Origin of the sequence: Pantanalinema rosaneae CENA516 (genome assembly GCF_050753385.1) — a bacterium.
In the GTDB taxonomy this organism is placed as follows: domain Bacteria; phylum Cyanobacteriota; class Cyanobacteriia; order Leptolyngbyales; family Leptolyngbyaceae; genus Pantanalinema; species Pantanalinema rosaneae.
The window spans coordinates 1-23800 of sequence record NZ_JBLZFZ010000048.1; the positions used below are offsets into that span (position 1 = coordinate 1).

Sequence of the window (23800 nt, forward strand, 5' to 3'; positions counted from 1 at the left end):
AGATGTGTATAAGAGACAGGGGCTATCGGGGGGCGCTCTGCCGATCGAGAACTGTGTGTTAATTGTCACCGCCTTGATGAAACAGATTCTCGAAGTGGATCTGGAGAATCAGCGGGTGGTGGTACAACCGGGGGTGATTAACAATTGGGTAACTCAGGCGGTCAGTGGAGCCGGATTCTACTATGCGCCGGATCCCTCCAGTCAAATCATTTGCTCGATCGGGGGCAATGTGGCAGAAAACTCAGGGGGAGTGCATTGCCTCAAATATGGGGTGACGACGAACCATGTCTTGGGCTTGAAGGTGGTGTTACCGGATGGCGCGATCGTGGATTTGGGCGGCAGTATTCCAGAAATGCCGGGGTATGACCTGACGGGGATCTTTGTCGGCTCGGAAGGGACATTAGGCATTGCTACCGAAATTACGCTGAGAATTTTGAAAGCTCCAGAATCGATTCGGGTTCTCCTAGCAGATTTTCCCAGTGTAGAAGCGGCGGGGGCGACCGTATCGGACATTATTGGGGCAGGCATCATTCCTGGTGGCATGGAAATGATGGATAACATGAGCATTAATGCCGTTGAGAATGTAGTGGCAACGGGCTGTTATCCCCGTGATGCGGCAGCGATTTTGCTGGTGGAAGTGGATGGTTTAGCAGTAGAAGCTGAGGAGAATAGCCGCCGGATTGAAACGATTTGCTACCAGAATGGGGCGCGTCATGTCCGGATAGCTGCCGATTTAGAGGAACGCCTGACGCTCTGGAAAGGGCGGAAAGCTGCCTTCGCGGCGATGGGTAAAATGGCTCCCGATTACTATGTGCAGGATGGGGTGATTCCCCGCACGACCCTGGAGTATGTATTGAAGGAAATCGAGGCGCTAGGAGAAAAACACGGGTATCACGTTGCCAATGTGTTTCATGCTGGCGATGGCAATTTGCATCCGTTGATTCTATACGATAACTCTGTGCCGGGGGCATTGGAGCAGGTTGAGGAGTTAGGGGGAGAAATTCTCAAACTCTGTGTGCGGGTTGGCGGCAGTATTTCTGGTGAACATGGGATTGGGGCAGACAAACGCTGCTATATGCCGGAAATGTTCTCTCCTACCGATCTGGAAACGATGCAATGGATCCGGCAAGCCTTTGACCCCACGGCGATCGCCAATCCGGGCAAGATCTTTCCAACTCCCCGCACCTGTGGAGAAGCAGCGAGAGCCGCCGCCGCCCAACAATTTCCAGCCGTGGATCGGTTCTAATGGCATCGCCAGACGACCCAGACGAATCTCTAGCAGTAGCGTACACTAGGAAATTGGTGATTCCTTGCTCTGAATAGGCACTGCCGCATGAAATCCTGGGTTCCTTTGCGCGATCGCCTGAGTCAGCTACCGTTGATTTTGGCTGGTCCGATGTTGCGCCATACTGACCCGCATACGGTCACGGTTTGGGTCGCTTGCCAACAGCCCTGTCAGGTGACGCTGGATGTGTATGCCACGGAGGAGCATGGTTCTCGGATTACCCAACATTTGTTTCAGGGGACGCGATCGACGGTGGCGATCGGCCAATTCTTACATCTAGTGGCGGTGACCGCCGAACCCATTGGGGCAACAACTTTGCAGCCCGGTTGCCTGTATGCCTACAATTTACAGCTTGTGATTGAGGATGCTGCTCATCCTAACCGAGAATTTTCTCATTCTAAGGAAAAAGAAGTTTCGCTGCAATCTGCCCTGACCTCAGCCTTACTACCGCAGGTGACAGTCAGTTATTTCGCGCATCAACTCCCGACCTTTGCCTTACCCCCCGTTGATCTCAATCAGGTGCGGATCGCGCATGGTTCCTGCCGCAAATTGCATGGCAAAGGTCAGGATACCCTGCCAATTTTGGATGACTGGATTCAAGCCCATGCCTCTGAGCCGAACGATCGCTTACATCACCTGTTTTTTACGGGCGATCAAATTTATGGCGATGATGTTGCCGATCCCCTGCTCTGGCTGTTGACTGAAGCTGGAGATAGTTTATTGGGTTGGCAAGAAGCGTTACCAGTTACTCCGGTGACGACCCTTCAGGCACAAGAGTTATTGCCGGGACAACGCAGTACGATCGCGGAGCAAAAGGCGGGCTTCACAGCTGGCTTACCCGATCAAGCCGAGAATGCCAAAAGTCATCTGTTTAGTTTGGGGGAATATCTTGCCATTTACCTGTTCTCCTGGTCACAAACCCTGTGGAGCGATCCGTTACCGTTAGGGCTAGAGTTTAGCAAAACGCCGAAACAGGCGCAGGCATGGGATCAAGAGGCAGCAGAACTGATGCGCTTTAGTCAAACGGTGGGGAAAGTGCGGCGGCTATTAGCTAATGTCCCTACCTACATGATTTTTGATGACCATGATATCAGTGATGATTGGTACTTAAACCAAGCCTGGTGTTTGCAGGTATTAGGCAAACCGTTTGGGCAACGAGTAGTGCAAAATGGCTTACTTGCCTATGCGCTGTTTCAAGCCTGGGGCAATACTCCGGCGCAATTTCAACCGGGGCAGGTAGGGGCAACCCTGTTACAAGCGGCAGTGGATTGGTCTGCCTCGGCGGGGACGGATACCACTGCCAACCACACGATCGCCCGGTGTTTAGGATTACCACCAACCGATCCGTTAACGGGGTTGCCCCAGATGCAACTGGATGAGGATGTGCTGATCCTGGAGCATGATGCCCGATCGCTCAATTGGCATTACACGATTCGGACTGCCTGTTATGAGGTGATTGTCCTTGATACCCGGACCTGGCGGGGCTATCCGGCGGGCGATGCGGCTACCGTTGCCCCCCCGATGCTCCTCAGTCCTACGGCATTTGAGCGCCAGATTCGGGAACCGCTTCAAACCACCGATCGCCTGAGCCAAACGGGGCAATCTACGATTCAACTGACCCTGGTGATTGCCCCCACCAATTTAGTCAGTTTGCAGGTAATTGACTGGGTGCAGCACTGGCAGTTAGAGCAGCGAAATGTGTTTAAACATGATGTCGGAGATGCCTGGAATGTCCATAAAGCGGCGTTGGCAGAATTGCTATCGACGTTATTTGAACGCCGCGATCGCGTGGTGATTCTGTCGGGTGATATCCACTATGGAGCAATGGTGCGCCTGGATTACTGGACACTTCAGCCCCAACCCCGACCCCATGTGTTAGCCCAACTGACTTCCAGTGCCCTGAAAAACTCGGAATGGAAAACGCGGGTCATTCATACAAAGGTTAAATCCCTCTTGCCAGAACGGAACCGCAGTTGGATTGCTTGGCATCAGCCCCATGAACTGCGGGAGGTGCGATCGCTCACCCCTTACCTGCAATCCCGCAAAGGCTTGACGCAGGAGCAAGCTCCGCCGGATTGGGGCTACTCAATTACCTGGATGAACCGTCAGGCAGCGCAACCCCTACTTTGGAGCAATGCCGGGGACTGGCGGTTGTCCTCGCAGCGACGATCGGGGTGGTTGGGTCGCCTATATCGTTGGATATCCTGGCTCTGGCGCAATCGCTGGTGGCAGGAAGGACGGGAAGTGGTCGGCTTAAATAACATTGGTCTAGTGAGTTTCCAGCCGTCACTCACCCGTGGCTCGACGATCGTCGTTCAGGACTTATTCTGGTATCCCACCTGGAATTCCCGGCAGGTGGTCGGTAGTCGGTTTCAGACCCCACTGGATTTAGAGCCGCGATCGCCCGAAATTGCTGGAGGTAGATAAGCTTTGAGTTCTGCCCTGGTCATTACCTAAAATTCAGTGGCTATTACAAAAACCTCCAAAGACCATTTCGATCTATCTCTATCTCTATTTCTAGAAAATATTTCTAGTCAGAATAAAACCATTATCTGTTCGTTCATCTAGACGGACAACAAAGATTAGTGTAAATGCATTTCACAGTTCAAATAAGATAATCCATCGCTCAGTGGGTACTCTGAAAGGCAGCAGCGATCGCCAACAGATACCCAAGGGAGCGCCATCAATGGTTTCAGCCGGATTAGATTTAACTGATAAACGGATTTTGGTTACAGGTGGAGCGGGCTTTCTGGGACGACAGGTGATTGCCCAATTGCAACAGGCGGGAGCCGATCGCCGCAAGATTACCGTCCCGCGATCGCAGGAGTGTGACCTGCGGGTTTGGGAAAACTGTCAGCGTGTGGTTGAGCAGCAAGATATTGTGATTCATCTGGCGGCGCATGTGGGTGGCATTGGCTTAAACCGGGAAAAACCGGCTGAGTTGTTTTACGACAACTTGATCATGGGAACGCAGTTAATTCATGCCGCTTACCAGGCGGGAGTCCAGAAGTTGGTTTGTATTGGCACCATCTGCGCCTATCCCAAATTCACGCCCGTCCCGTTTCAAGAAGACGATTTATGGAATGGCTATCCCGAGGAAACCAATGCGCCCTATGGCATTGCCAAAAAAGCCCTGCTGGTGCAACTGCAAGCCTATCGCCAGCAATATGGGTTTGATGGCATTTATCTGCTACCCGTGAATCTGTATGGCCCAGAAGATAACTTTGATCCCCGCAGTTCCCATGTGATTCCGGCGTTAATTCGCAAAGTGCATGAGGCACAGCAACGGGGCGATCGCCAGCTTGCGGTGTGGGGCGATGGCAGTCCAACGCGGGAATTCCTCTATTCCCAGGATGCGGCACGCGGGATTGTCATGGGCACTCAACATTACAGTGATGCCGAACCTGTCAACCTGGGTACGGGCACAGAAATCTCGATTAAAGACCTGGTGCTGTTGATTTGTGAATTGATGCAGTTTGATGGTGAGATCCTCTGGCAAACCGAGCAACCGAATGGACAACCTCGCCGTTGCCTGGATACCTCTCGCGCTCAAGCCACCTTTGGATTTACGGCTGAGATTGGTTTACGAGAAGGCTTACAGCAGACGATCGCCTGGTATCGTCACCATGCCACTTGAGTCAGCCGAATTAGTCTGCGTTGCGTTTTGTGAAGCGCAATGAGCTAATCTGTTGGTTGGACAAGTTGAGCAATTTTTTTTGAGGAGTCACTCGTGGAACGGACATTTTTGGCAATCAAGCCGGATGGGGTACAGCGGAAATTAATTGGCGAAATTATTCGACGGTTTGAAGCCAAAGGCTTTACATTAGTGGGCTTAAAGCTGATGCAAGTCAGCCGCGAATTGGCAGAGTCTCATTACGGGGTGCACAAGGAAAAACCTTTCTTTGCTGGATTGGTCAACTTCATTACCTCTGGTCCCGTTGTCGCAATGGTTTGGGAAGGTGATGGAGTTGTGGCGGCGGCGAGAAAAGTCATCGGTGCGACCAATCCCCTGACTGCCGAACCCGGTACCATTCGCGGCGATTATGGTGCCAATATTGGTCGCAATATCATCCACGGCTCCGATGCGATCGAAACCGCGCAAACTGAAATTAGCCTCTGGTTCAAAGAAGAAGAACTCGTCAGTTGGCAACCCACCCTATTGTCCTGGATTTACGACTAATTGTTGGTTGGTCAGCGATCGTAGGGATGCATCGTTCAACATCCCTACCGATCTGACTGTTGATGGGCTGACTCATTGAATTGGCTCCCCTCGCCCCTGATAATAATTAATTGTTCACAAACCCACAGGGAAATAGGTTCGCATGACGGCACTCGATGATAAGACGATCGTTCGGGATTATTTCAATGCCACGGGATTCGATCGCTGGCGGCGAATTTATGGCGATGGTGAAGTCAATAAAGTTCAATTAGATATTCGGACGGGACACCAAAAAACGGTCGATACGTTGTTGGAATGGTTACGGGCAGATGGTAATCTCCCAGCATTATCGATTTGTGATGCCGGTTGTGGGGTGGGTAGCCTCAGCATCCCCCTGGCAGAAGCGGGGGCACAGGTATTCGCCAGCGACATCTCAGAAAAGATGATCGAAGAAGCCAAAACCCGAGCGACGGAGGAATTGGGGCAAAGCCAGAATCCTGTATTTGAAGTCCATGATCTGGAATCCCTAACGGGACGCTATCACACGGTCGTTTGTCTGGATGTATTGATCCATTACCCCCAGGACAAAGCGGCGGAAATGATCTCTCATCTCAGTTCGTTAGCTGAATCGCGGTTAATCCTCAGCTTTGCGCCGAAAACTCCCTGCTATACCTTGCTGAAGCGGATTGGTGATTTCTTCCCTGGGCCGAGTAAAGCGACACGTGCTTACCTGCATAAAGAATCCGATGTCGTCAAAATTCTGGAAGATCTGGGGTGGAAAATGCAACGCCACGCCATGACCAAAACTCGCTTTTATTTCTCGCGGTTGTTGGAAGCCACTCGCTAACGATCGCGCATTCAATCAAACTTAGGAATGGGAATTAAATAACTCCGCATCTTTTGGTACGGGCGCGGCATTTGGCAGAGATTGTTAGGTCACCGGCAAGGACTGTTTACCAACTGTCACGCCCCTACGTAAGATTATCCATAGGTAACCTGCCCTAATTTTTTATACAACCATCTGGGCTTAAGCCAGATTGGCAATGATCAGATCGACTAACTCTGACAAGCGTTCCCGTTCGGCTAAAGGAATGCCCTGCATGGCTTGTTCCCGCAACTCCACGGCGATCGGAGGCAGAATATCCTCTAATTTCCGTCCGGCATCCGTCAGCCAGATCCGCCAGATCCGTCGATCCTGTTGATCCCGCTCTCGCCGAATCACGCCCCGTTCCTCCATGCGATCGAGCACCCCAGTTAGAGTGCCACCCACCTGCTGCAATTTATCGGCAATGCTGGAAGTGGCTAGTCCATCTTCTTCCCACAGGCAACACAGCACAACCCAATGAAACGGCGTGAGCCCAAACGGATCGAGTTGCTCTTGAAAGCGACGGGCCAGCAATTGGGACAACAGCTTAATGCGATAGCCCATACCGTGGGGAGCGAGTACCGCCTGCCAACCTCTGACGAGCTTTTGATCCGTTGATTGAGCTGCCATCACCACTTACCTTTAATTATTTCGTGCGCTTAGTATATTCAGGATACATGACCGCATCAGTGGTGTCAGTGATTAATGATCAATTGCTTCTTAACAATTAACCCCTGACTCCCGATCGATCCACCAATCTCAGGAAAATTACGCTTCACGCTAAATGCTACGGCTCTAATAGTAACCGGGGGGGCGTGAGCCAGAAGAGTTCACTATGACCGATCGGAGATCCCGTATTAGGGAGGGTTAAGCCGATCGCGCCAGCTTTCTTCAGGATCAGGGCACCTTTGGCACTGCCCCATACGAGGGTTTCTGCCCAGGTACTTAAGCCCGGTTCATGACCAACTAATGCCAGACAGGGGCGATCGGACAGGGGCGTGGCGGCGAGCCATTGCAACCATGCCGATAGTTCTCCGCCAGGGGCTAAGCTGGGGCTGGTGTCTAACTGTTGGCTTAAACCGACTTCTAGCAAAATTTCTGCTGTTTGGCGGGCGCGGACGAGGGGACTGGTTAACATCTGGTCAAACTGTAAGCCCAACTGGCGTAACCGCTTTGCCACTAACCGAGTTTTCTGTTTGCCTTCATCGGTGAGGGGACGTTCATTGTCGTTGGCATAACTACCATGCTCCCCTGCCAAACCATGCCGAATTAAATATAGGTCGATCGCCATTTTGCCCCCTGTTGATATAACGCCGAGTCATACGGCTGCTTCTCCCGAACCGTAGCCCATATCCATCCAGTAGTGCCAATCGCCGATCGCTTCCTGGGTATCCGCCTCCACGTTGATCGGCACAAGATCGGCTAAGGGTACAGCAAACTCATCCTCTAGTTCCCCTTCACGGTAGCGAATATTCACGCAGATTTCACGTTCACAGTCAGCTTCGGGGGACAAACCGATCACCTCGACGATCTCCCCAGTGATGGGCTTCTGATCACGATTTTTTGTCCAGTGTGCTTTAAATGGAAATTGCAGCCGATTTTCCAGGTAATAATACCAGCTCAATCCTGATTCGGTGTCCTCATAAACATCGACGAGAACTTGCATAGTAATGCGTTGTTCCCGATCGTCATCCTGCGTAGGTTTTGGCATCAATCAATACCTCGTTGCTTTAGCGATTGCGAAATATTAAGTTGAGTTTACAAATCTCTTAATTCAACGGTTCCAGCTTGAGTTAGATCTTGCAAACAGAGGGAATATTAAGTCAAGGACGGACTCAGAGAGTCATTTCTTTTCGCTCTCCAGGGTGATAGGGATCTACGAGCCTTGCCTTGATCAACTCTCTTGTTTGAATCCGGCTTGCATGACCTGAACCAGCGTGATTGGGAGTCGTGGCTCTCCCCGCCCGATCGCGACTGCTAAACTACTTAGAATTTGCCAAGAGAACCCCATGGCGACAGTGACGACCCACCAAAATCCTGCCAAAGCTAAAAATCCGAAAAAGCACAACCACTACGGTTTTCGGGATTTCTTTCAATTCCGTCCCGAGACTGGCACGATCGTGGACTGGAACAATAGCCTGAATATCCTGACGACGGAAGATTTCATTATTGGGTTAGTCGAAGGATTGGAAGAAGAAGTTGGTGATGCTTCGGCGGCCACCATGTATACCATTGGGTGTGAGTGGGGGCAGAAAGATGCCTTCTTCTTCGAGAAATGGTTTGAAAAAGAATTCGATCGCAATATTCGTCAAACGAACCTGCTGTTTTTGCTGGAAACCTGGTGGTGGCCCTTTACCTCCCAGGGATGGGGACGCTGGGAAGTGGATATGGGCGATCGTAAACAGGGGTTTATGTTCATCAACATTTTTGACTCGGCGGTTGCCCGTACCCTGGGGGATGTTGGTAAGCCCGTTTGCTTCCTGTATGCTGGGCTGTTTGCTGGCTTCTTTACCGAAATGGTGAAAAAGCAACTGAGTTGCATTGAAATCCAGTGTTACTCGATGGGGGAAACCTACTGTAAGTTCCTGCTCGGTAGCCAGGATCGGATTGATGCGGCGGCATTTTGGCTGAATGAAGGTGCCACTGCCCGTGATATTGAGAAGCGGTTGCGGACAGGAGATATGTTGCGATGACGACCATGACCTTACCCCATCGAAATGGTTCCAGTGCCTACTCTGCGTCTGAGGCTTGGCTTCAGTCATCGGTACAAACGTTTTTTAGTGGCTTTAACTGGGACGACAATCCGCCTGAAGTCCATGAGGTGAAACAGGCGGCAGTTTTACACAGTACCGAGCCGCTCAGTTTAACCTTAAGTGTGAGTCAATTTTTTGCGGCAGTGAACTGGGATGGAACTGCGATCGCGGCAGCGGCTCCCTCACCTGCGGCTCCGGCTCAAAAACCCGATGATCTAACGCTAGATGACTTCTTTAACCTGTTTTGATTGCCAGGTTAAAAGCTAAAAGCGAATCGTTCAACAGATTGCTCTTTGACCTGGTTACATTATCCTCGCTCCGGCTTTTATCCTTTATCCTTACTCTCTCTCACTGCTATGCATCCACAGATTGAAGTCCTATTCGACGAAGCTGAAAACCGCTACCTCAAACCTGAGGAGCTCAATCTGATCAGTCAGTACGTTACTTCATTACCGGCTCGTCTAGAAGCGTATCGGGCAATCCGCGATCAAGAACTGGCAATTATGCAACAGGTTGCCGATCAACTTCAGGCGGCGATGCCCCAGGAAAAAGTGGAGCAACTAGAACGCTGTATTAAAAATGCCATGTTGATGTTGCGCTATTGTGCGATGGGCATGTTGCTACACGACCCATCGTTTGTCAAAGATCGGTTTGTCGGATGGGTCAGTAATTCTGTGGTGGCGTTTAACACCCAGGAGATCGATACCCTGTTGTACCACCTATTGAATCAACAACTCACGACCTCATTAGATCCAAAGCACCTCAGTCTGTTGCAACCCCAACTGAACCTGGCACAGGGATTATTGCAACAGCAGCAACAGCAACAAGCTGTGACTGTCTAAACTTCACTGCCCCGCCCACCTTACCTTCCACCACAGTTATGATTTCCGTCGCCGATCTACTAACAAACAATCGCGTTCCTGGTAATTACTTTGCTCCGGATGCCTATGTGCGAAGTGATTTGGAAATGGGTTTGCTGGAAAACCGCCAGGGCGATCGCCTGTTAGCCTTGCCAGAAACCTTAATCCAGGCAATCTACTCAGGTTTGGATAAGGAGACTGGGCAGGCGGCTCGGTTGGTGTTATTCAACTGCGGTCGGTGGTGGGGCAAAAACTTCTATACCCGCTTCCGGGAGGAGTTGAGCGACTATTACGGTACTCCTCTTGCCGACATGGCAATGGCAGAATTCCTTCAGTGCTTAAAGCAATGTTGGATTGCCCATGGTTGGGGCAAGATTGACCTGGATCAAACCCACCAGCACCGAGGATTCTTAGTGATCAAAGTTTGGCATTCTCCCTTTGCCAGCCAAGCTCCTAAGGGAAATCGTCCGGTTTGTCATCTAGAAGCTGGTATCTTGAGTGCATTCTTTAGCCAACTGACGGGGAAAGATCTCCATTGCATTCAGACCACCTGTGAATCACTGGATTCGGACTGTAACCGCTTTGTGGTGGGTGTTGCCGCTCGGATTGCCCCTGCCGAGGTAATGGTAGAACGCCAAGCTGAACATGATGCCATTATGCAAAAGCTATGTGCATAGCGGTTTCAGTGTTTGTGGATTTGGGAGAGTTCTAGGCAAGTTTTTACCTTTGTCCGGATGTTAGCGCCGCGATGCCGTCAGGCTATACGGTTGTTCTCCCCTACCAAACCTCGCCCGTTGTCCAGTCATTTCTATTCTGGAAACCTCCTTGACATTTCTCCTGAGCACAACTCCTTACTTTTAACGATCGTGTGTCCAACCTCCTGGCTAGAGAACTAAAACGTTCCAAGTACCGACTACTTGGCTTGGTTGGGCAGGGACAATTCGGTAAGGTGTATTGTGCGATTCACCGAAAAACCGGGCGTTTAGTGGCGCTGAAGGATCTCGATCGCCAACGGTTCCCTACCCATAAGTTTTTGCGGGAACTACGGTTTTTGCTAAGTTTGCAACATCCCAACATCGTCACCTGTCAGGCATTAGAGCATACGGCGACGGGTCGGTATCTGGTGATGGACTACTGTGAAGGGGGAACATTACGCAGCCTGGTGGACGAAGAGATTAGCCTCCATCCCCAACAAAGTCTAAAACTGGTTGCCGATGTGCTGGCAGGGCTGGATCATGCCCATAGTCGGGGCATTGTTCACTGTGATATTAAACCGGAAAATATTCTCCTGGCAGTGCAGCGAGGGGGCTGGGTTGCCCGGATCTCGGATTTTGGCATTGCTCGCCTCAGTCAAGAATTGCGATCGGAGGGCGCAAATAATACGGGATCACCAGCGTATATGGCTCCAGAGCGGTTCTATGGGCAATATTCCCCCGCTTCGGATATCTATGCAGTGGGGATTCTTTTGTTTGAACTGCTGGCTGGCTATCGTCCGTTTTCTGGGGCACCAGCCGATTTAATGTCTGCCCACCTGAATCAACCCCTGAAAATTCCCCCCAGTATTCCGGTAGCCCTTCAGGCGGTGATTGCCAAAGCGTTGCAAAAGCTCCCAGGACGACGGTTTCGATCGGCGGCTGAAATGCTAACGGCTCTCCAAACGGCGGCTCTGGAAAGTGTGGAACTGTATCTCAGTCAAGACTGGCCGACGGCTACCCTGCTGCGTCCCACTACCACCAGCCCTGTGTGTGCATTTCAATCCTTGCGGCAGGAATCTCTGCAAACCCCTGTGCAGCAGTTGCTAACAGGCTCAACGACAGGGGGCGGTAGCTTTCCTCCCCATGCCCTGACGGTAGTGAATGTAACTGGCAATGGCCAGGTAGAGGGCAGGCAAACAGAACGGATTTACTGGGTATCGGAACAACAGGTTGGATGTCATTGTTATGCTGACAGAATTTTGTTGTCTCATGGCATTGCCGGACGGGGCAATCCAGAGTTACCGGCGATCGTCACCGTTACCCTACCTGACCCGATTCAGGAGTTGATCATCCGACCCCAGGGTGGTTTTGCGATTACGGCTCGATCGATCTATTGGCTATCCCCGGCATTCTGGCAATCGGAACCTGATCAGCATGGACAAGGGCAGTTACCGCCAGCCCGTCCGGATGCCGCCATGCCGCAATCCATCTGTGACTTTACTACCCCCTTTTTAACGGCGATCGATCCCACCGGATGCTGGATGGCAACGACAACGTTAGCGCCGGAGTCGGTCGATCGGTCGCTGTCGCTGTGGAATCTGCACTCTCTCCAGTCGCTGACTCCGATCAAGCACTGTCCAATTCCTTCGGAGGTGCGGCGGCAGGCAACCCCACCGTTTCAATTAATGGCACTGGATCATCGGCATCTGGCAATGCTGGCACATTTGAAGCATCGCAGTGCTGACAGTCTGGATGGACTATTACTGCAAGGATTTACTCGGCGCGGTCACTCGATCGGTAGCTTAAGTATTCCGATGCCGCTGCATCAATTAACGCCAACGACAACTCCTTACCAGGTATTAGCCATAGAGCCGGGTGCGCTAACGTCGGTAGTGTTAGTAGACTTCAAACCATTGAGAATTCAGCGCTTGGGCGTGACTATTCCCCCAAAATTGATCACGGTGGCAACGTGGGGGTATATATTCATGGCAGAAACGGGTCGCATTGTGTTGCTGAATCGATATGGTCAAATGATTGGGCAGGTAGACGGGCCGCCCCATCCCACCGCGATCGCGCTGCTGCCACCCTATGGACTGGTGATCGCTACCTGGCATCAGGGGCAGGGGAATCTCTATACCGTCGATCTACGGCAGTTGGAATTAGATATTCTGTTCTAAGTCAGCTTATTAAGTGAAGGAATCATGCCGGATTGGTTAACCCCTAGCCACTTCATCATGCTAGGGCTACTGTTGAGCTTTGCGATCGCCCATAGTGGGTTAGCGGCCCTGCGGCCCTGGGGTGAGCAGCGAATTGGTGCCAGACTCTATCGTGTGGTGTTTGCCCTAGTGAGTTTGCCCTTAGCCACAGGGTTGATTATTTACTTCTTTAACCATCGGTATGATGGGCGGCAACTTTGGCATCTGCAAGCAGTACCGGGGATCGAGTCGATCGTCTGGTGGTTGTCAGCGATCTCGTTTCTATTTCTATACCCAGCCACGTTTAATCTGCTGGAAATTGCGGCGGTACAGAAGCCCCAGGTGCATTTGTATGAAACCGGGATCATTCGCATCACTCGTCACCCTCAAATGGTGGGACAGATCATCTGGTGTATTGCCCATAGTTTGTGGTTAGGCACCTCGTTTATGGTCGTGACTTCGATCGGACTGATCCTGCACCACTTATTTGGGGTATGGCATGGGGATCGCCGTTTAAGCGATCGCTATGGGGCTGCCTTTGAGGTAGTTAAAGCTCGGACTTCGGTCATTCCGTTTGTCGCGATCCTGCAAGGTCATCAAACCTTGAAATTGACTGAGTTTCTACGTCCGGCTTATGTTGGGGTTGCGGGATTCATTCTACTTTTATGGTGGGCACATCCGTTATTGATTCAAGCCACCGCAAATGTGCCGTGGTAAACGAGAAGGTAGATTTGTTGCCTGGTTCTGAACTGAAGTTACCGCTTATCTGTTAGAGTGATCCCAAACATGATGTTAAAAACAGCATGGTACTGGGGAAAAGCAGGCTTTCAATGATTGAACCAATATTTGAAAAAGAGGTTTTACAGTCCTCGACTCCCGTTTTGGTGCATTTTGGCGCACCCTGGTGTGGGCCGTGTCGCATGATTGAACCCTTGCTCACACGGTTCCAATCGGAATGGAAACAGCCATTAAAGCTAGTGGGGATCAATGCTGATGAAAATCTTAAATTAGCCAGTTATTACCGAATTACCACATTACCGACAATCCTTGTGTTCAAGGGAGGCAAGTTATTGCACCGCTTAGACGGATTGTATAAACGGGACATTTTGTGGACGGAATTGGGCAATTTGGTTTCGGAGTTGGTTCCGGCTCAATCGCTCAAAAGTTAGTGAGAAACGTGCTTGAGTCTGCTCAGGTTGGCTGGTGATCCTCTAAGGGGCATCAGCCAATCTTTTTTTGTAATCAAAATCGGCGATCGTTGCTGAGGAGGATGACCTATGCCCATCAACGATCGCCGATCGCGGTTCAATCAATCGGTTTAGAAGTGAGTATCTTGAGTGACGACGAGTTGGTGCTGCCAGCAGGATAGAAAAAATTCAACTCGGATCTTGCTGAACTCAACCAGATCGCCATCCTTTAACGGGTGTTTTTCCAGGGAAGGCAACCGCCGTCGATTGATGAATGTGCCATTGCTACTGCCTAAGTCCATGATGTAAAACCCACCTCGGCTAGCCGAGTGACCAATCACCGCATGACAACGGGATATTGTCCCTTGGGGCAGCGTGATCGCGCAGGAGTCATTGCGTCCCACTAACCAACTGGTAGAAATGTTCGTGACACAATGGGCATGCTCATCCATCAAATTAGTGACTAAAAAGGCAGTTCGTCCTGTGGTGACGGCTTGAATATAGTAATCACTGATACCGCAACGGTTGGGGGCATTCAAAACTGGCTCAATGATGGTAGCGACCTGGCTCAGGTTATGTCCTAGGTCAGCTAAGAGAGATTGGGAAATCGCTGGATTCTGGTTTAAGAAACCTAGAGTACGCTGGTCAGAGTGACTGGAAGGCTTCAGATTCAACATGAGTCGCTGTCCGGAAAAATTTCTCTATGCAATAACCAGATAAGCATTAACTGGGAACCTCTAAACCCTGATGCATCTACCGAAACATATAGAGCAGTCAGCACAGCCAAACCGCCGCATCCCCCGTTGGAGTGATTCGGTGTGATTACGTAGACTAAACACCAGTTGTCACAACTATATCAATGCTCTCAGTACAACTTATTCAGAGCTTTACATAATGGCTAATATTAGCAAATCTTTGTTGAAATTCTGTTGATCTGATCCGTTGTAGGATATTGCAGCCAATCACCAGATCTATTTAGTAATATATTCGCTTTTCGGAGGAAAACAATAGTATTTTCCCTGAGATGGATGAAAGTAGCCCAGTTGATAAACTGCTAGTAGCTATTTAATCAGCAGAGGCAGCAGTGGTGCTGGTTTGGAAGCGTGACCAGTGGAAGGGGACGAGTTGGGAAGCAATCGCCGGATCAATCACCTGGTTTGCGATCAACTGAGCGGTAATGGGAGCCAGGAGAATGCCATTGCGGTAATGTCCTGTGGCTAGGGTCAGGTTGCTATAAGCACTATTCCCTAAAATGGGCAGCTCATCCGGAGTTGTGGGACGAAATCCCCACCAAAATTCCTCGATCGTGACTTGATTGAGTTGTGGGACTAAGCGGGTGGCATTGCCCAATAAGGTTTGAATGCCAGCCGGGGTGTTGTTGGGAGCAAAGCCAACGGCTTCACTGGTTGCCCCCAGCACAATCCTGCCGTTCCGCCGGGGCACAACATAAATGCCTGTACCAAATAACACCTGTTGTAACGATAGCGACTGACGATCGGCGGCATTCAGCCGGAGAGATAGCATTTGACCTTTCTTCGGGTGAACTGGAATTGGCAATAACTCCTGTGCCCACGCTCCTGTCGCCAGAATATAATGTCCCGCTTGCATCATGCCCTGCGAGGTCTGTAGCCCGATCACTTGCTCGTCCTGGCAGCCAATTTGGTGAACGGTGACTCCCTCCTGAAGTTGGACTCCCGCTTCCTGGACGGCTACTCTCAACGCCGTTGCCAACGCCCGATTATCGACCTGTCCATCCTGGGGATACCACCAGCCACCGATCACCTCTGGACTTAGCCCAGGTTGATGCTGATGAATTGCTTCGCGATCGAGCCACTGCGCTTCCCACTTCCCATCTGCCTTATCTTCCCTATCTGCCTCACTCCCCCTCTCCTCCGCATACATTGGCGCTAAAATGCCACACGCCCAATAGCCCGCATCTAAGCCGGTAAACTCTTCCAGCTTACGAGTCCAGTCGGGATACATGGCTCGACTTTGCAAACAGAGATCGAGCATTGGCCCAGGAGGGAGTTGTTCTGCCTGGGGAGCCAGCATTCCGGCGGCAGCATGCAGGGCAGCTTCAGCAAAACTACGGCTGAGGACAGTCACCGATAAGCCTCGCCATCGCAGTTCTAAGGCGATCGCCAGACCCATAGTGCCGCCACCAATAATTAAGACATCACTCATTGACATAGCTCATTCCCCTTGTTACCAGCCACCAGAAATCGGACGGTTCGGCAACGCGGGTTTAGTGGTGGGTCGGATTTGGCTGGGTGGCATGGGTGTCGTGGTGTTGGGTCGGGATTGGGGCACAGCGGCGGGATCGCTGGTCGTAGCGGCGATCGGAATTGCCACGCTAAATCCTGTACTACGAGGTTGGGGCGTGTTTTGGGGCTGACTCACAGCATTGAGCTGCCAGGAGGACGATCGTACCACCTGCCAGCCGAGTAGTAAGCCAATGACAATCAACCCTGCTAAGAACAATCGGCTCATGTCTGCCTCGATCGCTGACCACCGTTACTTCCTGATCCTAGTCGCAATTGGGTGGGTAGCATCAGGAAGTTAAAGGAAACAATCCGGCACTGAGCCACTATCGCTAATTACCAAACGGCGCGATCGCCCTGTCCCCAAAAGCCATCATATTTAGTCACCGTGACATCTCCTAGCACCTGGGTTTGACAGGAAAGCCGCCGTTGTTTACCAGCGCTGTGGGGTGGCAGGGATAACCGGGTGGTTTCTCGCCAACTGGGGTCTGACACATTACCCTCAACTTCCACTGCACAAGTGCCACAGGTACCGAAACCGTGACAGTTAATTACAGTAGCTTTTCCGTTGTAAACATCAATGCCATTTTGTAACAAAACCTGCCGCAGGTTTGCTCCAGTGTCACACTCAAATGTCTTACCCTGGGCTCGAATGGTTGGCATCCTGCACCTCCGCATGGATTCGCACTACAGTATTTATTATTCAGCAATTAATTCAATCCGGTTTCTACGATTGTTGTCGCTGGTTTACTGTTCTCCTCAATTCCTCAATTCCTAGCTTCTATGACCTCCGCTACCTCTCGTCCCATTTGGATTTATGACACCACGCTCCGAGATGGTGCCCAACGTGAAGGACTATCGCTGTCTCTAGAAGATAAATTGCGGATTGTGCGCCGCCTCGATCGCCTGGGGATTCCGTTTATTGAAGGCGGCTGGCCCGGAGCCAATCCGAAGGATGTGCAGTTTTTCTGGCATTTGCAAGAGGAACCCTTGACCCAGGCTGAACTGGTTGCCTTTTGCTCCACACGCCGACCGGGGATGGCAGCGGCTGATGATCCGATGTTGCAACCGATTCTAGCCGCCGGAACTCGCTGGGTGACAATTTTTGGTAAGTCCTGGGATCTGCATGTGACCGAGGGCTTGCAGACGACCTTAGCCGAAAACCTGGCAATGATTCAGGATACGATCGCGTTTCTCAAAGCCAATGGTCGGCGGGTGATCTATGACGCTGAACACTGGTTTGATGGCTACAAACAGAATCCCACCTATGCGCTGGAAACCCTGAAGACGGCAATGGCAGCGGGGGCGGAATGGTTGGTCTTCTGTGACACCAACGGCGGGACACTCCCCCATGAAATTAGTCAAATGGTGCAAGAGGTGATTCAGGCGATCGCCCCAGAATCGCTGCAATCCGCTCCCACAGACCCGACCTCCCTATCTCCCCATCTCCCCCCCTCCCCCCTGCCCCAATTTGGTATCCACACCCACAACGACTCCGATACTGCCGTTGCCAATGCCTTAGCGGCGGTGATGCAGGGAGTCGCGATGGTACAGGGCACGATTAATGGTTATGGAGAGCGATGTGGTAATGCCAACCTGTGTTCGCTGATTCCTAATCTGCAATTAAAGCTCGGATTTACCTGTATTGCGGAGCATCAATTAGCCCAGTTAACCGAAACCAGTCGGTTCATTAGTGAAGTGGTGAATCTTGCGCCGGATGATCATGCCCCTTTTGTTGGCTTATCTGCCTTTGCCCATAAGGGTGGGATTCATGTCAGTGCGGTAGAACGAAATCCGTTGACTTACGAACATATTCAACCGGAGACGATCGGCAATCGGCGGCGAATTGTGATCTCCGATCAGTCGGGTCTGAGTAATATCCTGGCAAAAGCTCGAACGTTTGGGATTGAACTGGAAAAACAGGATCCGATTTGTCGGCAGTTACTTCAGCGCTTGAAGCATTTAGAAAGTGAAGGCTACCAGTTTGAAGCGGCAGAAGCCAGTTTTGAATTGTTGATGCGAGAAGTGTTAGGACAACGCCCCTCTCCGTTTCAAATCAAAGGCTTCCAGGTTCATTATGATATGGTTCCCGATCGCGATCAGGAGCAAGCCCATTCCCTGGCGACTGTAAAAGTGAACGTTGGCGGCAAAGATATTCTGGAAGCGGCGGAAGGGAACGGTCCGGTATCGGCGTTAGATGCGGCGTTACGCAAGGCGTTGATTAATTTCTATCCTGAAATTGAAACCTTTTATCTCACAGACTATAAAGTGCGGATTCTCGATGGTGCTGCTGGTACCTCTGCCCAAACCCGGGTGTTGGTAGAATCCAGCAATGGTTCCCACCGATGGACGACGGTAGGAGTCTCCGGCAATATTCTGGAAGCCTCTTACCATGCGGTTGTCGAAGGTCTGGAATATGGTTTGTTACTGCAACCACGATCGATGGATCAGACAGCTCCTGAACTGCAACCGTTTAATTAAACGAGTTGACCAACCAACCCAGACTAGGGGTTAACGCCAGGTGGGTTGGTTCTACGAACTACGCTTCAACTTTTACGCCTTTCCAGAAGGCAATGTAACCTTTGATGTTTTTAGCTGCCTCTTTGGGGTCGGGATAGTACCAGGCAGCGTCTTTGTTGACCTGGCCATCGACTTCAATGCTGTAATAGCTGGCGACTCCTTTCCAGCCACAGGTGGTATGGGTATTGCTGTCTTTGAAATACTCTTGATGAATCGAGTCGGGTGGAAAGTATTGATTTCCTTCTACCACTTCACACTGATTACTTTCTGCCAGGACGGCACCATTCCAAATGGCTTTGGGCATAAACGGTTGTCTCGCTATGGATGAATCGGGATTGCTTGCAGCTTAACGAACCCCCCGGTTTTGATGCAAGCCTGGGTTGGGATTAATTATGAAAAAATTTGAAAAACTATGTAGAAATCGATCCCATTCCCACTAATTGACATCTTTGCTGGAAGTCAATCAATTGCAGGATTTGGGTGTATACATTTGGGTGTGTAAAAGCACAATCAGAATGAGTTCTGATATTCAGAGTTAAGCTAGAACAAACGTCAGAATTGAGAGCAGAAATTAGCTGATGACGATCGCACCGCCATTTCAGGGATGATTGACGGTGACGTTTTCCCACTATCTTAGAATGGCTTGAGAAAGCTGTATCCCACTTAAACGATTGAGTTTAATCTATCGTAGCGATTGAATAGACAAATTAATTTGTGTCTGAATTATCGCTATTAACTGCCAATTGCTCGACTAGGGTTGGAACAACAGACCCATCTTTAGCCGTCCGGATAATTCTTCAGGTTTTAGGAGAGAAGGTATGAGCCGCGCCACTGACTATCCCATGACCGATCGAGAACGTCGTTATCTCCAATCCTTAGTGGACTATAGCGATGCTCAGTCAATTCCAGAAGTGTGGGCGATTGCGGCTCAACGCTTCAGTTCAGTTGTAGCGCTCCATGCTCCTCACTTAAAACCGCCTGTGCAACTGACCTACAGCCAGCTTTATGACCAAATGTGTCAATTTGCGGCGGGATTACAGGCATTAGGCATTAAACCGGGCGATCGCGTTGCCTTGTTTGCCGATAATAGTCCTCGCTGGTTGGTTGCCGATCAGGGCATTATGACGGCTGGAGCCGTGAACGCAGTGCGGAGTTCCCAGGCTGATCGAGATGAATTATGGTTCTTGCTCGAAAATAGTGGCGCGATCTCGCTGGTGGTAGAAGATCTGGCGACGCTGACAAAAATTCGCTCACGGCTGAATAATTTCCCGGTGCAATTTGCGGTGCTATTAAGTGATGAAACTCCGGCAGAAGATGCGGAACTTAAGGTGCTGAATTTCTCCCAATTGATGAATATAGGAGCGCATCAGTCTTTGCAACCGGTGCAGTTGCAATTAACGGATCTGGCAACGTTAATTTATACCTCTGGGACAACGGGTAAACCGAAAGGGGTGATGTTAAGTCACGGTAATTTGCTGCATCAAGTGACTACCTTAGGAAGCGTTGTGCAACCGCGCCAGGGCGATCGTATCCTGAGTATTCTGCCGACCTGGCACAGCTATGAACGGGCAGCGGAATATTTTTTGTTATCCCAGGGTTGCACCCAAATTTACACCAGTATTCGCACGATCAAGAAAGATCTAAAAGACTTCAAACCCCACTACATGGTGAGTGTGCCCCGGATTTGGGAATCGGTGTATGAATCGATCCAGAAGCAATTCCGGGAACAGCCCGCCAGCCGTCAGAAATTAATTCACTTCTTTTTAGGCAAAAGCCAGCCCTATGTGCAAGCCCGCCGCTTATCGCAGGGCATGGATCTGCTGAATTTGCAGCCCACCCCGATCGAGCGGCTACTGGCATCTATCAAAGCCATGCTCCTGGCTCCCTTTCATGCCCTCGGCGATCGGCTGGTCTATCGGAAAGTCCGAACTGCCGTCACGGGGGGAGAGTTTTGTTATGCCATCAGTGGGGGTGGTTCCCTGGCAAAACATATTGATGAATTCTTTGAAATTATCGGGGTTGATTTGCTGGTAGGGTATGGACTAACCGAAACGTCGCCGGTGACGAATGCGCGTCGTCCCTGGCATAATCTGCGTGGGTCTGCCGGACAACCGATTCCTGGCACTGAAGTCCAGATTGTTGATCCTGAAACCCGCCAACCCCTACCGCAAGGAAAAAAAGGGCTGATCCTGCTGCGGGGTCCACAAATCATGCAGGGCTATTACAACAATCCGGAGGCAACTCGCAAGGCGATCGATCCGGCTGGGTGGTTTGATAGTGGCGACCTGGGTTGGCTGACTCCTGAAAATGACCTGGTGATCACAGGACGGGAAAAGGATACGATCGTCCTGACGAACGGTGAAAATATTGAACCCCAGCCGATCGAGGATGCTTGTCTCCGCAGTCCCTATATTGACCAGATCATGTTGGTGGGACAGGATGAAAAAATGCTGGGAGCCTTGATTGTGCCTAATGTCGAAGCATTAGAGCAGTGGGCGGCGACCCAAGGGTTGACGCTTTCCCCAGAAACTATTGTGGACAACAAACCCCTTCAGGACTTAATACGGCAAGAACTGAACCGCGAAAACCAGAGCCGTCCGGGCTACCGATTGGACGATCGCATTGGAGCGTTCCGCTTGTTGCAAGAACCCTTTACGATCGAAAATGGCTTGCTGACCCAAACGCTAAAAATTCGTCGAAATGTCGTGATGGAGCGCTACCAGGGTATGATTAACGACATGTTTGCTTAATGCGGCGGTCGTTTGTGCGACCAGGCTACTTGCAATGATTAAATCTTGAGTTGCCGATAGGGGTCGTCGATGGGGCACTAGCCTCCCAGCAAGTAGTCTAAGCAGGCATTAGCTTTTCGCTCAAGACGACACGCAACTCGGTTGTATCGGTAAATCTCTGTCAGAATTCTGCTGACGGAACTGTGACCTTGACCTTAACACACTCTAATCAAGCGTTTATGGATGTCTCCCCATCTCATCTGCTCCTAAAGCGATCGGTCAACGTAAAAGCGATTGTCACACCTCGTTGGAAAGAAGAAGCACAGCAACAACTGCAAGCCCAAATTAATCAGATTGACAATCAACTTCAGCAGTTGGAAATGCAGGCACAGCGGATGATCTCCGAGATCCAAAAGCAAAGCCTCAAGCCCCCTGGGCCTGAAACCATGCAGCAAATTGAAAGTATTCAGATACAGGTGAATCAGAAAAAGAGTGAGTTTTTAGAGCAAAAAAATCAGGTCTTACAACAGCTTCAGCAAGTGCAAATGCTGGAACTGGATCAAGAGGTCAACCAGGGACAAATTGATAGTGTATTTCGGGTGGAAGTTGGTGATAATTTGATCGAGAAAATGCAGGTAGAAGTGCTGCTGCGCGATGGTGTCGTTGAGGCAATTCGCGGTTCAGTATAACCCCTTGCTTCAGCTCAAAGCCTGGACTGTCAGATTCTAAAACTAGACTATCAACTCAATCCAACTCCTGACGTATCGAGTCGTACCAGAACTCTCAATCATCAGGATTTTTGCGATCGCTGCCGGGAAGTTTTCCTAAAGCCTGCTTAACTTGTTCATTGTTTGCTGATCGAGTCAGGTTTTCTGGGGACTAATCCTAGTAAAATTTGATCTGGCAAATTATGGGGAACAAGGATTAGGGCGGCGATCGCCCGCTAACTTTGACCCGATCAACCACATTGTTGTACTAGTTCTCATTGGGAAATCCGCTCCATGATCAACGAAGTCTTTATGCCTGCTCTCAGCTCCACGATGACTGAGGGAAAAATTGTGTCCTGGGTCAAGTCGCCCGGTGACAAAGTTGAAAAAGGCGAAACCATTGTGGTGGTTGAGTCGGACAAGGCAGACATGGATGTGGAATCCTTCTATGAAGGCTTTCTGGCAACGATCGTGGTGCCAGCGGGAGACAGTGCCCCAGTTGGTGCGGCGATCGCCCTGATTGCAGAAACGGAAGCCGAAATTGCCGAAGCGAAACAACGAGCGGCTGGCTCCACCCCATCGGCACCTGCCAGTGCTCCGGCACCAACCGAACAACCTCAAGCGGCGGCAGCGAGTCCGGCTCCAGTAGCGACGGCTCCCCCCCCAACGAATGGTAGCGCTCGGAATGGGCGGATTGTGGCTTCTCCCCGCGCCCGCAAGTTAGCGAAAGAATTTAATGTTGATCTGAATACACTCAAGGGGTCAGGGCCCCACGGTCGAATTGTGGCTGAGGATGTGGAAGCGGCGGCTGGTCGGGCGAAACCCGCAACTCCAGTGGCAACTCCGGCTCCTACGGTTGTAGCCCCTAAACCTGCCGTTGCCGCTCCAGTGATGCCGGCTGTGGCGGGGCAAAAACTCCCGTTGACCACTCTGCAAAATGCGGTAGTTCGCAACATGCTGGTCAGTCTGGACGTTCCCACTTACCATGTGGGCTACACGATCACGACCGATGCCCTGGACAAGCTCTATAAGCAAATTAAGTCCAAAGGGGTGACAATGACGGCGCTATTGGCTAAAGCGGTTGCCGTGACGCTACAAAAACATCCGTTACTGAACGCGAGCTTTGTCGATAACAGCATTAATTATCCTGCCTCGATCAATATTGCTGTAGCCGTGGCAATGGATGACGGGGGATTGATTACCCCAGTGCTGCGGAGTGCCGATCAGATGGATATTTACTCCCTATCCCGCGCCTGGAAGGATCTGGTCGATCGCGCTCGGGCAAAGCAACTGCAACCGGAAGAATACAACAGTGGCACGTTTGCCATATCAAACTTAGGGATGTTTGGGGTCGATCGGTTTGATGCGATTCTGCCTCCCGGGATGGGGTCGATTCTGGCGATCGGGGCTTCTCTACCAACGGTGGTGGCGACCGCTGATGGCATGATGGGGGTGAAACGGCAAATGCAGGTGAATATTACCTGTGACCATCGGGTGATTTACGGTGCCCATGCCGCCGCCTTCCTCAAGGATCTTGCTGCCTTAATTGAAACCAATCCCCAATCCTTAACCCTCTAGAACGGT

General features: G+C 50.9%; 24 protein-coding genes. 16 read left to right on the forward strand and 8 right to left on the reverse strand.

From position 1 onward, the window contains the following. The 5 genes from ACN4EK_RS23100 to bchM all read left to right on the forward strand — a co-directional run. The coding region (locus ACN4EK_RS23100; protein ID WP_431660665.1) for an FAD-linked oxidase C-terminal domain-containing protein at window positions 1-1246 on the forward strand (1246 nt) is incomplete at its 5' end. Window positions 1247-1333: 87 nt separating this feature from the next. Further along, window positions 1334-3712, forward strand: coding sequence for a DUF7800 domain-containing protein (locus ACN4EK_RS23105; protein WP_431660666.1), 2379 nt, complete (start codon window positions 1334-1336; stop codon window positions 3710-3712). A gap of 202 nt (window positions 3713-3914) precedes the next feature. Next, window positions 3915-4922 carry a GDP-L-fucose synthase family protein gene (locus ACN4EK_RS23110; RefSeq protein ID WP_431660667.1) on the forward strand — a complete coding sequence of 336 codons (1008 nt, stop codon included), beginning with the start codon at window positions 3915-3917 and terminating at the stop codon, window positions 4920-4922. A gap of 93 nt (window positions 4923-5015) precedes the next feature. Next, window positions 5016-5465 carry a nucleoside-diphosphate kinase gene (ndk, locus tag ACN4EK_RS23115; protein WP_431660668.1) on the forward strand — a complete coding sequence of 150 codons (450 nt, stop codon included), beginning with the start codon at window positions 5016-5018 and terminating at the stop codon, window positions 5463-5465. A gap of 142 nt (window positions 5466-5607) precedes the next feature. Further along, entirely contained in the window at window positions 5608-6291 is a 684-nt protein-coding gene (bchM, locus tag ACN4EK_RS23120) for a magnesium protoporphyrin IX methyltransferase (protein ID WP_431660669.1), read from the forward strand. Window positions 6292-6471: 180 nt separating this feature from the next. Here the strand turns inward: bchM and ACN4EK_RS23125 are convergent, their stop codons facing one another. The 3 genes from ACN4EK_RS23125 to ACN4EK_RS23135 all read right to left on the reverse strand — a co-directional run bounded on the left by ACN4EK_RS23125 (window position 6472) and on the right by ACN4EK_RS23135 (window position 8020). Continuing rightward, window positions 6472-6939 (reverse strand): MarR family winged helix-turn-helix transcriptional regulator, encoded by a 468-nt coding sequence (locus tag ACN4EK_RS23125; RefSeq protein WP_431660670.1) that lies wholly within the window; start codon window positions 6937-6939, stop codon window positions 6472-6474. A 157-nt stretch (window positions 6940-7096) separates the two neighbouring features. Next, a complete protein-coding gene (gene sixA / locus ACN4EK_RS23130; RefSeq protein WP_431660671.1) occupies window positions 7097-7600 on the reverse strand; it encodes a phosphohistidine phosphatase SixA in 504 nt (167 codons plus the stop codon). Window positions 7601-7627: 27 nt separating this feature from the next. Further along, entirely contained in the window at window positions 7628-8020 is a 393-nt protein-coding gene (locus ACN4EK_RS23135) for a calcium-binding protein (RefSeq protein ID WP_431660672.1), read from the reverse strand. Between the two features lie 298 nt (window positions 8021-8318). On the opposite strand from ACN4EK_RS23135, the gene ACN4EK_RS23140 reads away from it, so the two are divergent. The 7 genes from ACN4EK_RS23140 to ACN4EK_RS23170 all read left to right on the forward strand — a co-directional run bounded on the left by ACN4EK_RS23140 (window position 8319) and on the right by ACN4EK_RS23170 (window position 13981). After that, complete coding sequence (locus ACN4EK_RS23140) at window positions 8319-9002, forward strand: V4R domain-containing protein (RefSeq protein WP_431660673.1); 684 nt, start codon at window positions 8319-8321, stop codon at window positions 9000-9002. Next, the gene (locus tag ACN4EK_RS23145) at window positions 8999-9310 is read left to right on the forward strand and encodes a hypothetical protein (RefSeq protein WP_431660674.1); all 312 of its coding nucleotides are present in this window, start codon (window positions 8999-9001) and stop codon (window positions 9308-9310) included. Before ACN4EK_RS23140 ends, ACN4EK_RS23145 begins: the two co-directional genes overlap by 4 nt. 108 nt (window positions 9311-9418) lie before the next feature. Further along, window positions 9419-9904 (forward strand): globin family protein, encoded by a 486-nt coding sequence (locus ACN4EK_RS23150; protein ID WP_431660675.1) that lies wholly within the window; start codon window positions 9419-9421, stop codon window positions 9902-9904. Between the two features lie 38 nt (window positions 9905-9942). Continuing rightward, window positions 9943-10599: a V4R domain-containing protein gene (locus ACN4EK_RS23155; RefSeq protein ID WP_431660676.1), complete on the forward strand. Its 657-nt coding sequence runs from the start codon at window positions 9943-9945 to the stop codon at window positions 10597-10599. A 191-nt stretch (window positions 10600-10790) separates the two neighbouring features. Then, window positions 10791-12794, forward strand: a complete 2004-nt coding sequence (locus ACN4EK_RS23160; protein WP_431660677.1) for a serine/threonine-protein kinase — start codon at window positions 10791-10793, stop codon at window positions 12792-12794. Window positions 12795-12818: 24 nt separating this feature from the next. Beyond that, window positions 12819-13529 carry an NnrU family protein gene (locus ACN4EK_RS23165; RefSeq protein ID WP_431660678.1) on the forward strand — a complete coding sequence of 237 codons (711 nt, stop codon included), beginning with the start codon at window positions 12819-12821 and terminating at the stop codon, window positions 13527-13529. Window positions 13530-13642: 113 nt separating this feature from the next. Further along, window positions 13643-13981 (forward strand): thioredoxin family protein, encoded by a 339-nt coding sequence (locus ACN4EK_RS23170; protein WP_431660679.1) that lies wholly within the window; start codon window positions 13643-13645, stop codon window positions 13979-13981. A gap of 149 nt (window positions 13982-14130) precedes the next feature. Here ACN4EK_RS23170 and ACN4EK_RS23175 read toward each other — a convergent pair whose 3' ends face one another. From ACN4EK_RS23175 to ACN4EK_RS23190, 4 genes are all read right to left on the reverse strand, one after another. Then, the gene (locus ACN4EK_RS23175; protein WP_431660680.1) at window positions 14131-14676 is read right to left on the reverse strand and encodes an FHA domain-containing protein; all 546 of its coding nucleotides are present in this window, start codon (window positions 14674-14676) and stop codon (window positions 14131-14133) included. A gap of 388 nt (window positions 14677-15064) precedes the next feature. After that, window positions 15065-16189, reverse strand: a complete 1125-nt coding sequence (thiO, locus tag ACN4EK_RS23180) for a glycine oxidase ThiO (protein WP_431660681.1) — start codon at window positions 16187-16189, stop codon at window positions 15065-15067. A 15-nt stretch (window positions 16190-16204) separates the two neighbouring features. Next, window positions 16205-16489: a hypothetical protein gene (locus tag ACN4EK_RS23185; RefSeq protein WP_431660682.1), complete on the reverse strand. Its 285-nt coding sequence runs from the start codon at window positions 16487-16489 to the stop codon at window positions 16205-16207. 107 nt (window positions 16490-16596) lie between these two features. Continuing rightward, the gene (locus ACN4EK_RS23190; RefSeq protein ID WP_431660683.1) at window positions 16597-16923 is read right to left on the reverse strand and encodes a 2Fe-2S iron-sulfur cluster-binding protein; all 327 of its coding nucleotides are present in this window, start codon (window positions 16921-16923) and stop codon (window positions 16597-16599) included. 120 nt (window positions 16924-17043) lie between these two features. Between ACN4EK_RS23190 and cimA the strand changes: the two genes are divergently transcribed. Beyond that, the gene (gene cimA / locus ACN4EK_RS23195) at window positions 17044-18741 is read left to right on the forward strand and encodes a citramalate synthase (protein WP_431660684.1); all 1698 of its coding nucleotides are present in this window, start codon (window positions 17044-17046) and stop codon (window positions 18739-18741) included. A 58-nt stretch (window positions 18742-18799) separates the two neighbouring features. Here cimA and ACN4EK_RS23200 read toward each other — a convergent pair whose 3' ends face one another. Further along, a complete protein-coding gene (locus tag ACN4EK_RS23200) occupies window positions 18800-19084 on the reverse strand; it encodes a DUF427 domain-containing protein (protein WP_431660685.1) in 285 nt (94 codons plus the stop codon). A gap of 514 nt (window positions 19085-19598) precedes the next feature. Here ACN4EK_RS23200 and ACN4EK_RS23205 point away from each other — a divergent pair. The 3 genes from ACN4EK_RS23205 (at window position 19599) to ACN4EK_RS23215 (ending at window position 23794) form a co-directional block, all read left to right on the forward strand. Further along, window positions 19599-21530, forward strand: a complete 1932-nt coding sequence (locus ACN4EK_RS23205; RefSeq protein ID WP_431660686.1) for an AMP-dependent synthetase/ligase — start codon at window positions 19599-19601, stop codon at window positions 21528-21530. 188 nt (window positions 21531-21718) lie between these two features. Continuing rightward, window positions 21719-22198, forward strand: a complete 480-nt coding sequence (locus ACN4EK_RS23210; protein ID WP_431660687.1) for a YlqD family protein — start codon at window positions 21719-21721, stop codon at window positions 22196-22198. 312 nt (window positions 22199-22510) lie between these two features. Continuing rightward, window positions 22511-23794 carry a dihydrolipoamide acetyltransferase family protein gene (locus ACN4EK_RS23215; RefSeq protein ID WP_431660688.1) on the forward strand — a complete coding sequence of 428 codons (1284 nt, stop codon included), beginning with the start codon at window positions 22511-22513 and terminating at the stop codon, window positions 23792-23794. Window positions 23795-23800: the final 6 nt, after the last annotated feature.

Excerpts from the sequence above, each read along its gene's own strand:
- ACN4EK_RS23105 (WP_431660666.1), top strand. The coding sequence starts at position 1,334 with ATGAAATCCTGGGTTCCTTTGCGCGATCGCCTGAGTCAGCTACCGTTG.
- bchM (WP_431660669.1), top strand. The coding sequence starts at position 5,608 with ATGACGGCACTCGATGATAAGACGATCGTTCGGGATTATTTCAATGCC.
- ACN4EK_RS23125 (WP_431660670.1), bottom strand. The coding sequence starts at position 6,939 with ATGGCAGCTCAATCAACGGATCAAAAGCTCGTCAGAGGTTGGCAGGCG.
- sixA (WP_431660671.1), bottom strand. The coding sequence starts at position 7,600 with ATGGCGATCGACCTATATTTAATTCGGCATGGTTTGGCAGGGGAGCAT.
- ACN4EK_RS23135 (WP_431660672.1), bottom strand. The coding sequence starts at position 8,020 with ATGCCAAAACCTACGCAGGATGACGATCGGGAACAACGCATTACTATG.
- ACN4EK_RS23140 (WP_431660673.1), top strand. The coding sequence starts at position 8,319 with ATGGCGACAGTGACGACCCACCAAAATCCTGCCAAAGCTAAAAATCCG.
- ACN4EK_RS23145 (WP_431660674.1), top strand. The coding sequence starts at position 8,999 with ATGACGACCATGACCTTACCCCATCGAAATGGTTCCAGTGCCTACTCT.
- ACN4EK_RS23150 (WP_431660675.1), top strand. The coding sequence starts at position 9,419 with ATGCATCCACAGATTGAAGTCCTATTCGACGAAGCTGAAAACCGCTAC.
- ACN4EK_RS23155 (WP_431660676.1), top strand. The coding sequence starts at position 9,943 with ATGATTTCCGTCGCCGATCTACTAACAAACAATCGCGTTCCTGGTAAT.
- ACN4EK_RS23165 (WP_431660678.1), top strand. The coding sequence starts at position 12,819 with ATGCCGGATTGGTTAACCCCTAGCCACTTCATCATGCTAGGGCTACTG.
- ACN4EK_RS23170 (WP_431660679.1), top strand. The coding sequence starts at position 13,643 with ATGATTGAACCAATATTTGAAAAAGAGGTTTTACAGTCCTCGACTCCC.
- ACN4EK_RS23175 (WP_431660680.1), bottom strand. The coding sequence starts at position 14,676 with ATGTTGAATCTGAAGCCTTCCAGTCACTCTGACCAGCGTACTCTAGGT.
- thiO (WP_431660681.1), bottom strand. The coding sequence starts at position 16,189 with ATGTCAATGAGTGATGTCTTAATTATTGGTGGCGGCACTATGGGTCTG.
- ACN4EK_RS23185 (WP_431660682.1), bottom strand. The coding sequence starts at position 16,489 with ATGAGCCGATTGTTCTTAGCAGGGTTGATTGTCATTGGCTTACTACTC.
- ACN4EK_RS23190 (WP_431660683.1), bottom strand. The coding sequence starts at position 16,923 with ATGCCAACCATTCGAGCCCAGGGTAAGACATTTGAGTGTGACACTGGA.
- cimA (WP_431660684.1), top strand. The coding sequence starts at position 17,044 with ATGACCTCCGCTACCTCTCGTCCCATTTGGATTTATGACACCACGCTC.
- ACN4EK_RS23200 (WP_431660685.1), bottom strand. The coding sequence starts at position 19,084 with ATGCCCAAAGCCATTTGGAATGGTGCCGTCCTGGCAGAAAGTAATCAG.
- ACN4EK_RS23205 (WP_431660686.1), top strand. The coding sequence starts at position 19,599 with ATGAGCCGCGCCACTGACTATCCCATGACCGATCGAGAACGTCGTTAT.
- ACN4EK_RS23215 (WP_431660688.1), top strand. The coding sequence starts at position 22,511 with ATGATCAACGAAGTCTTTATGCCTGCTCTCAGCTCCACGATGACTGAG.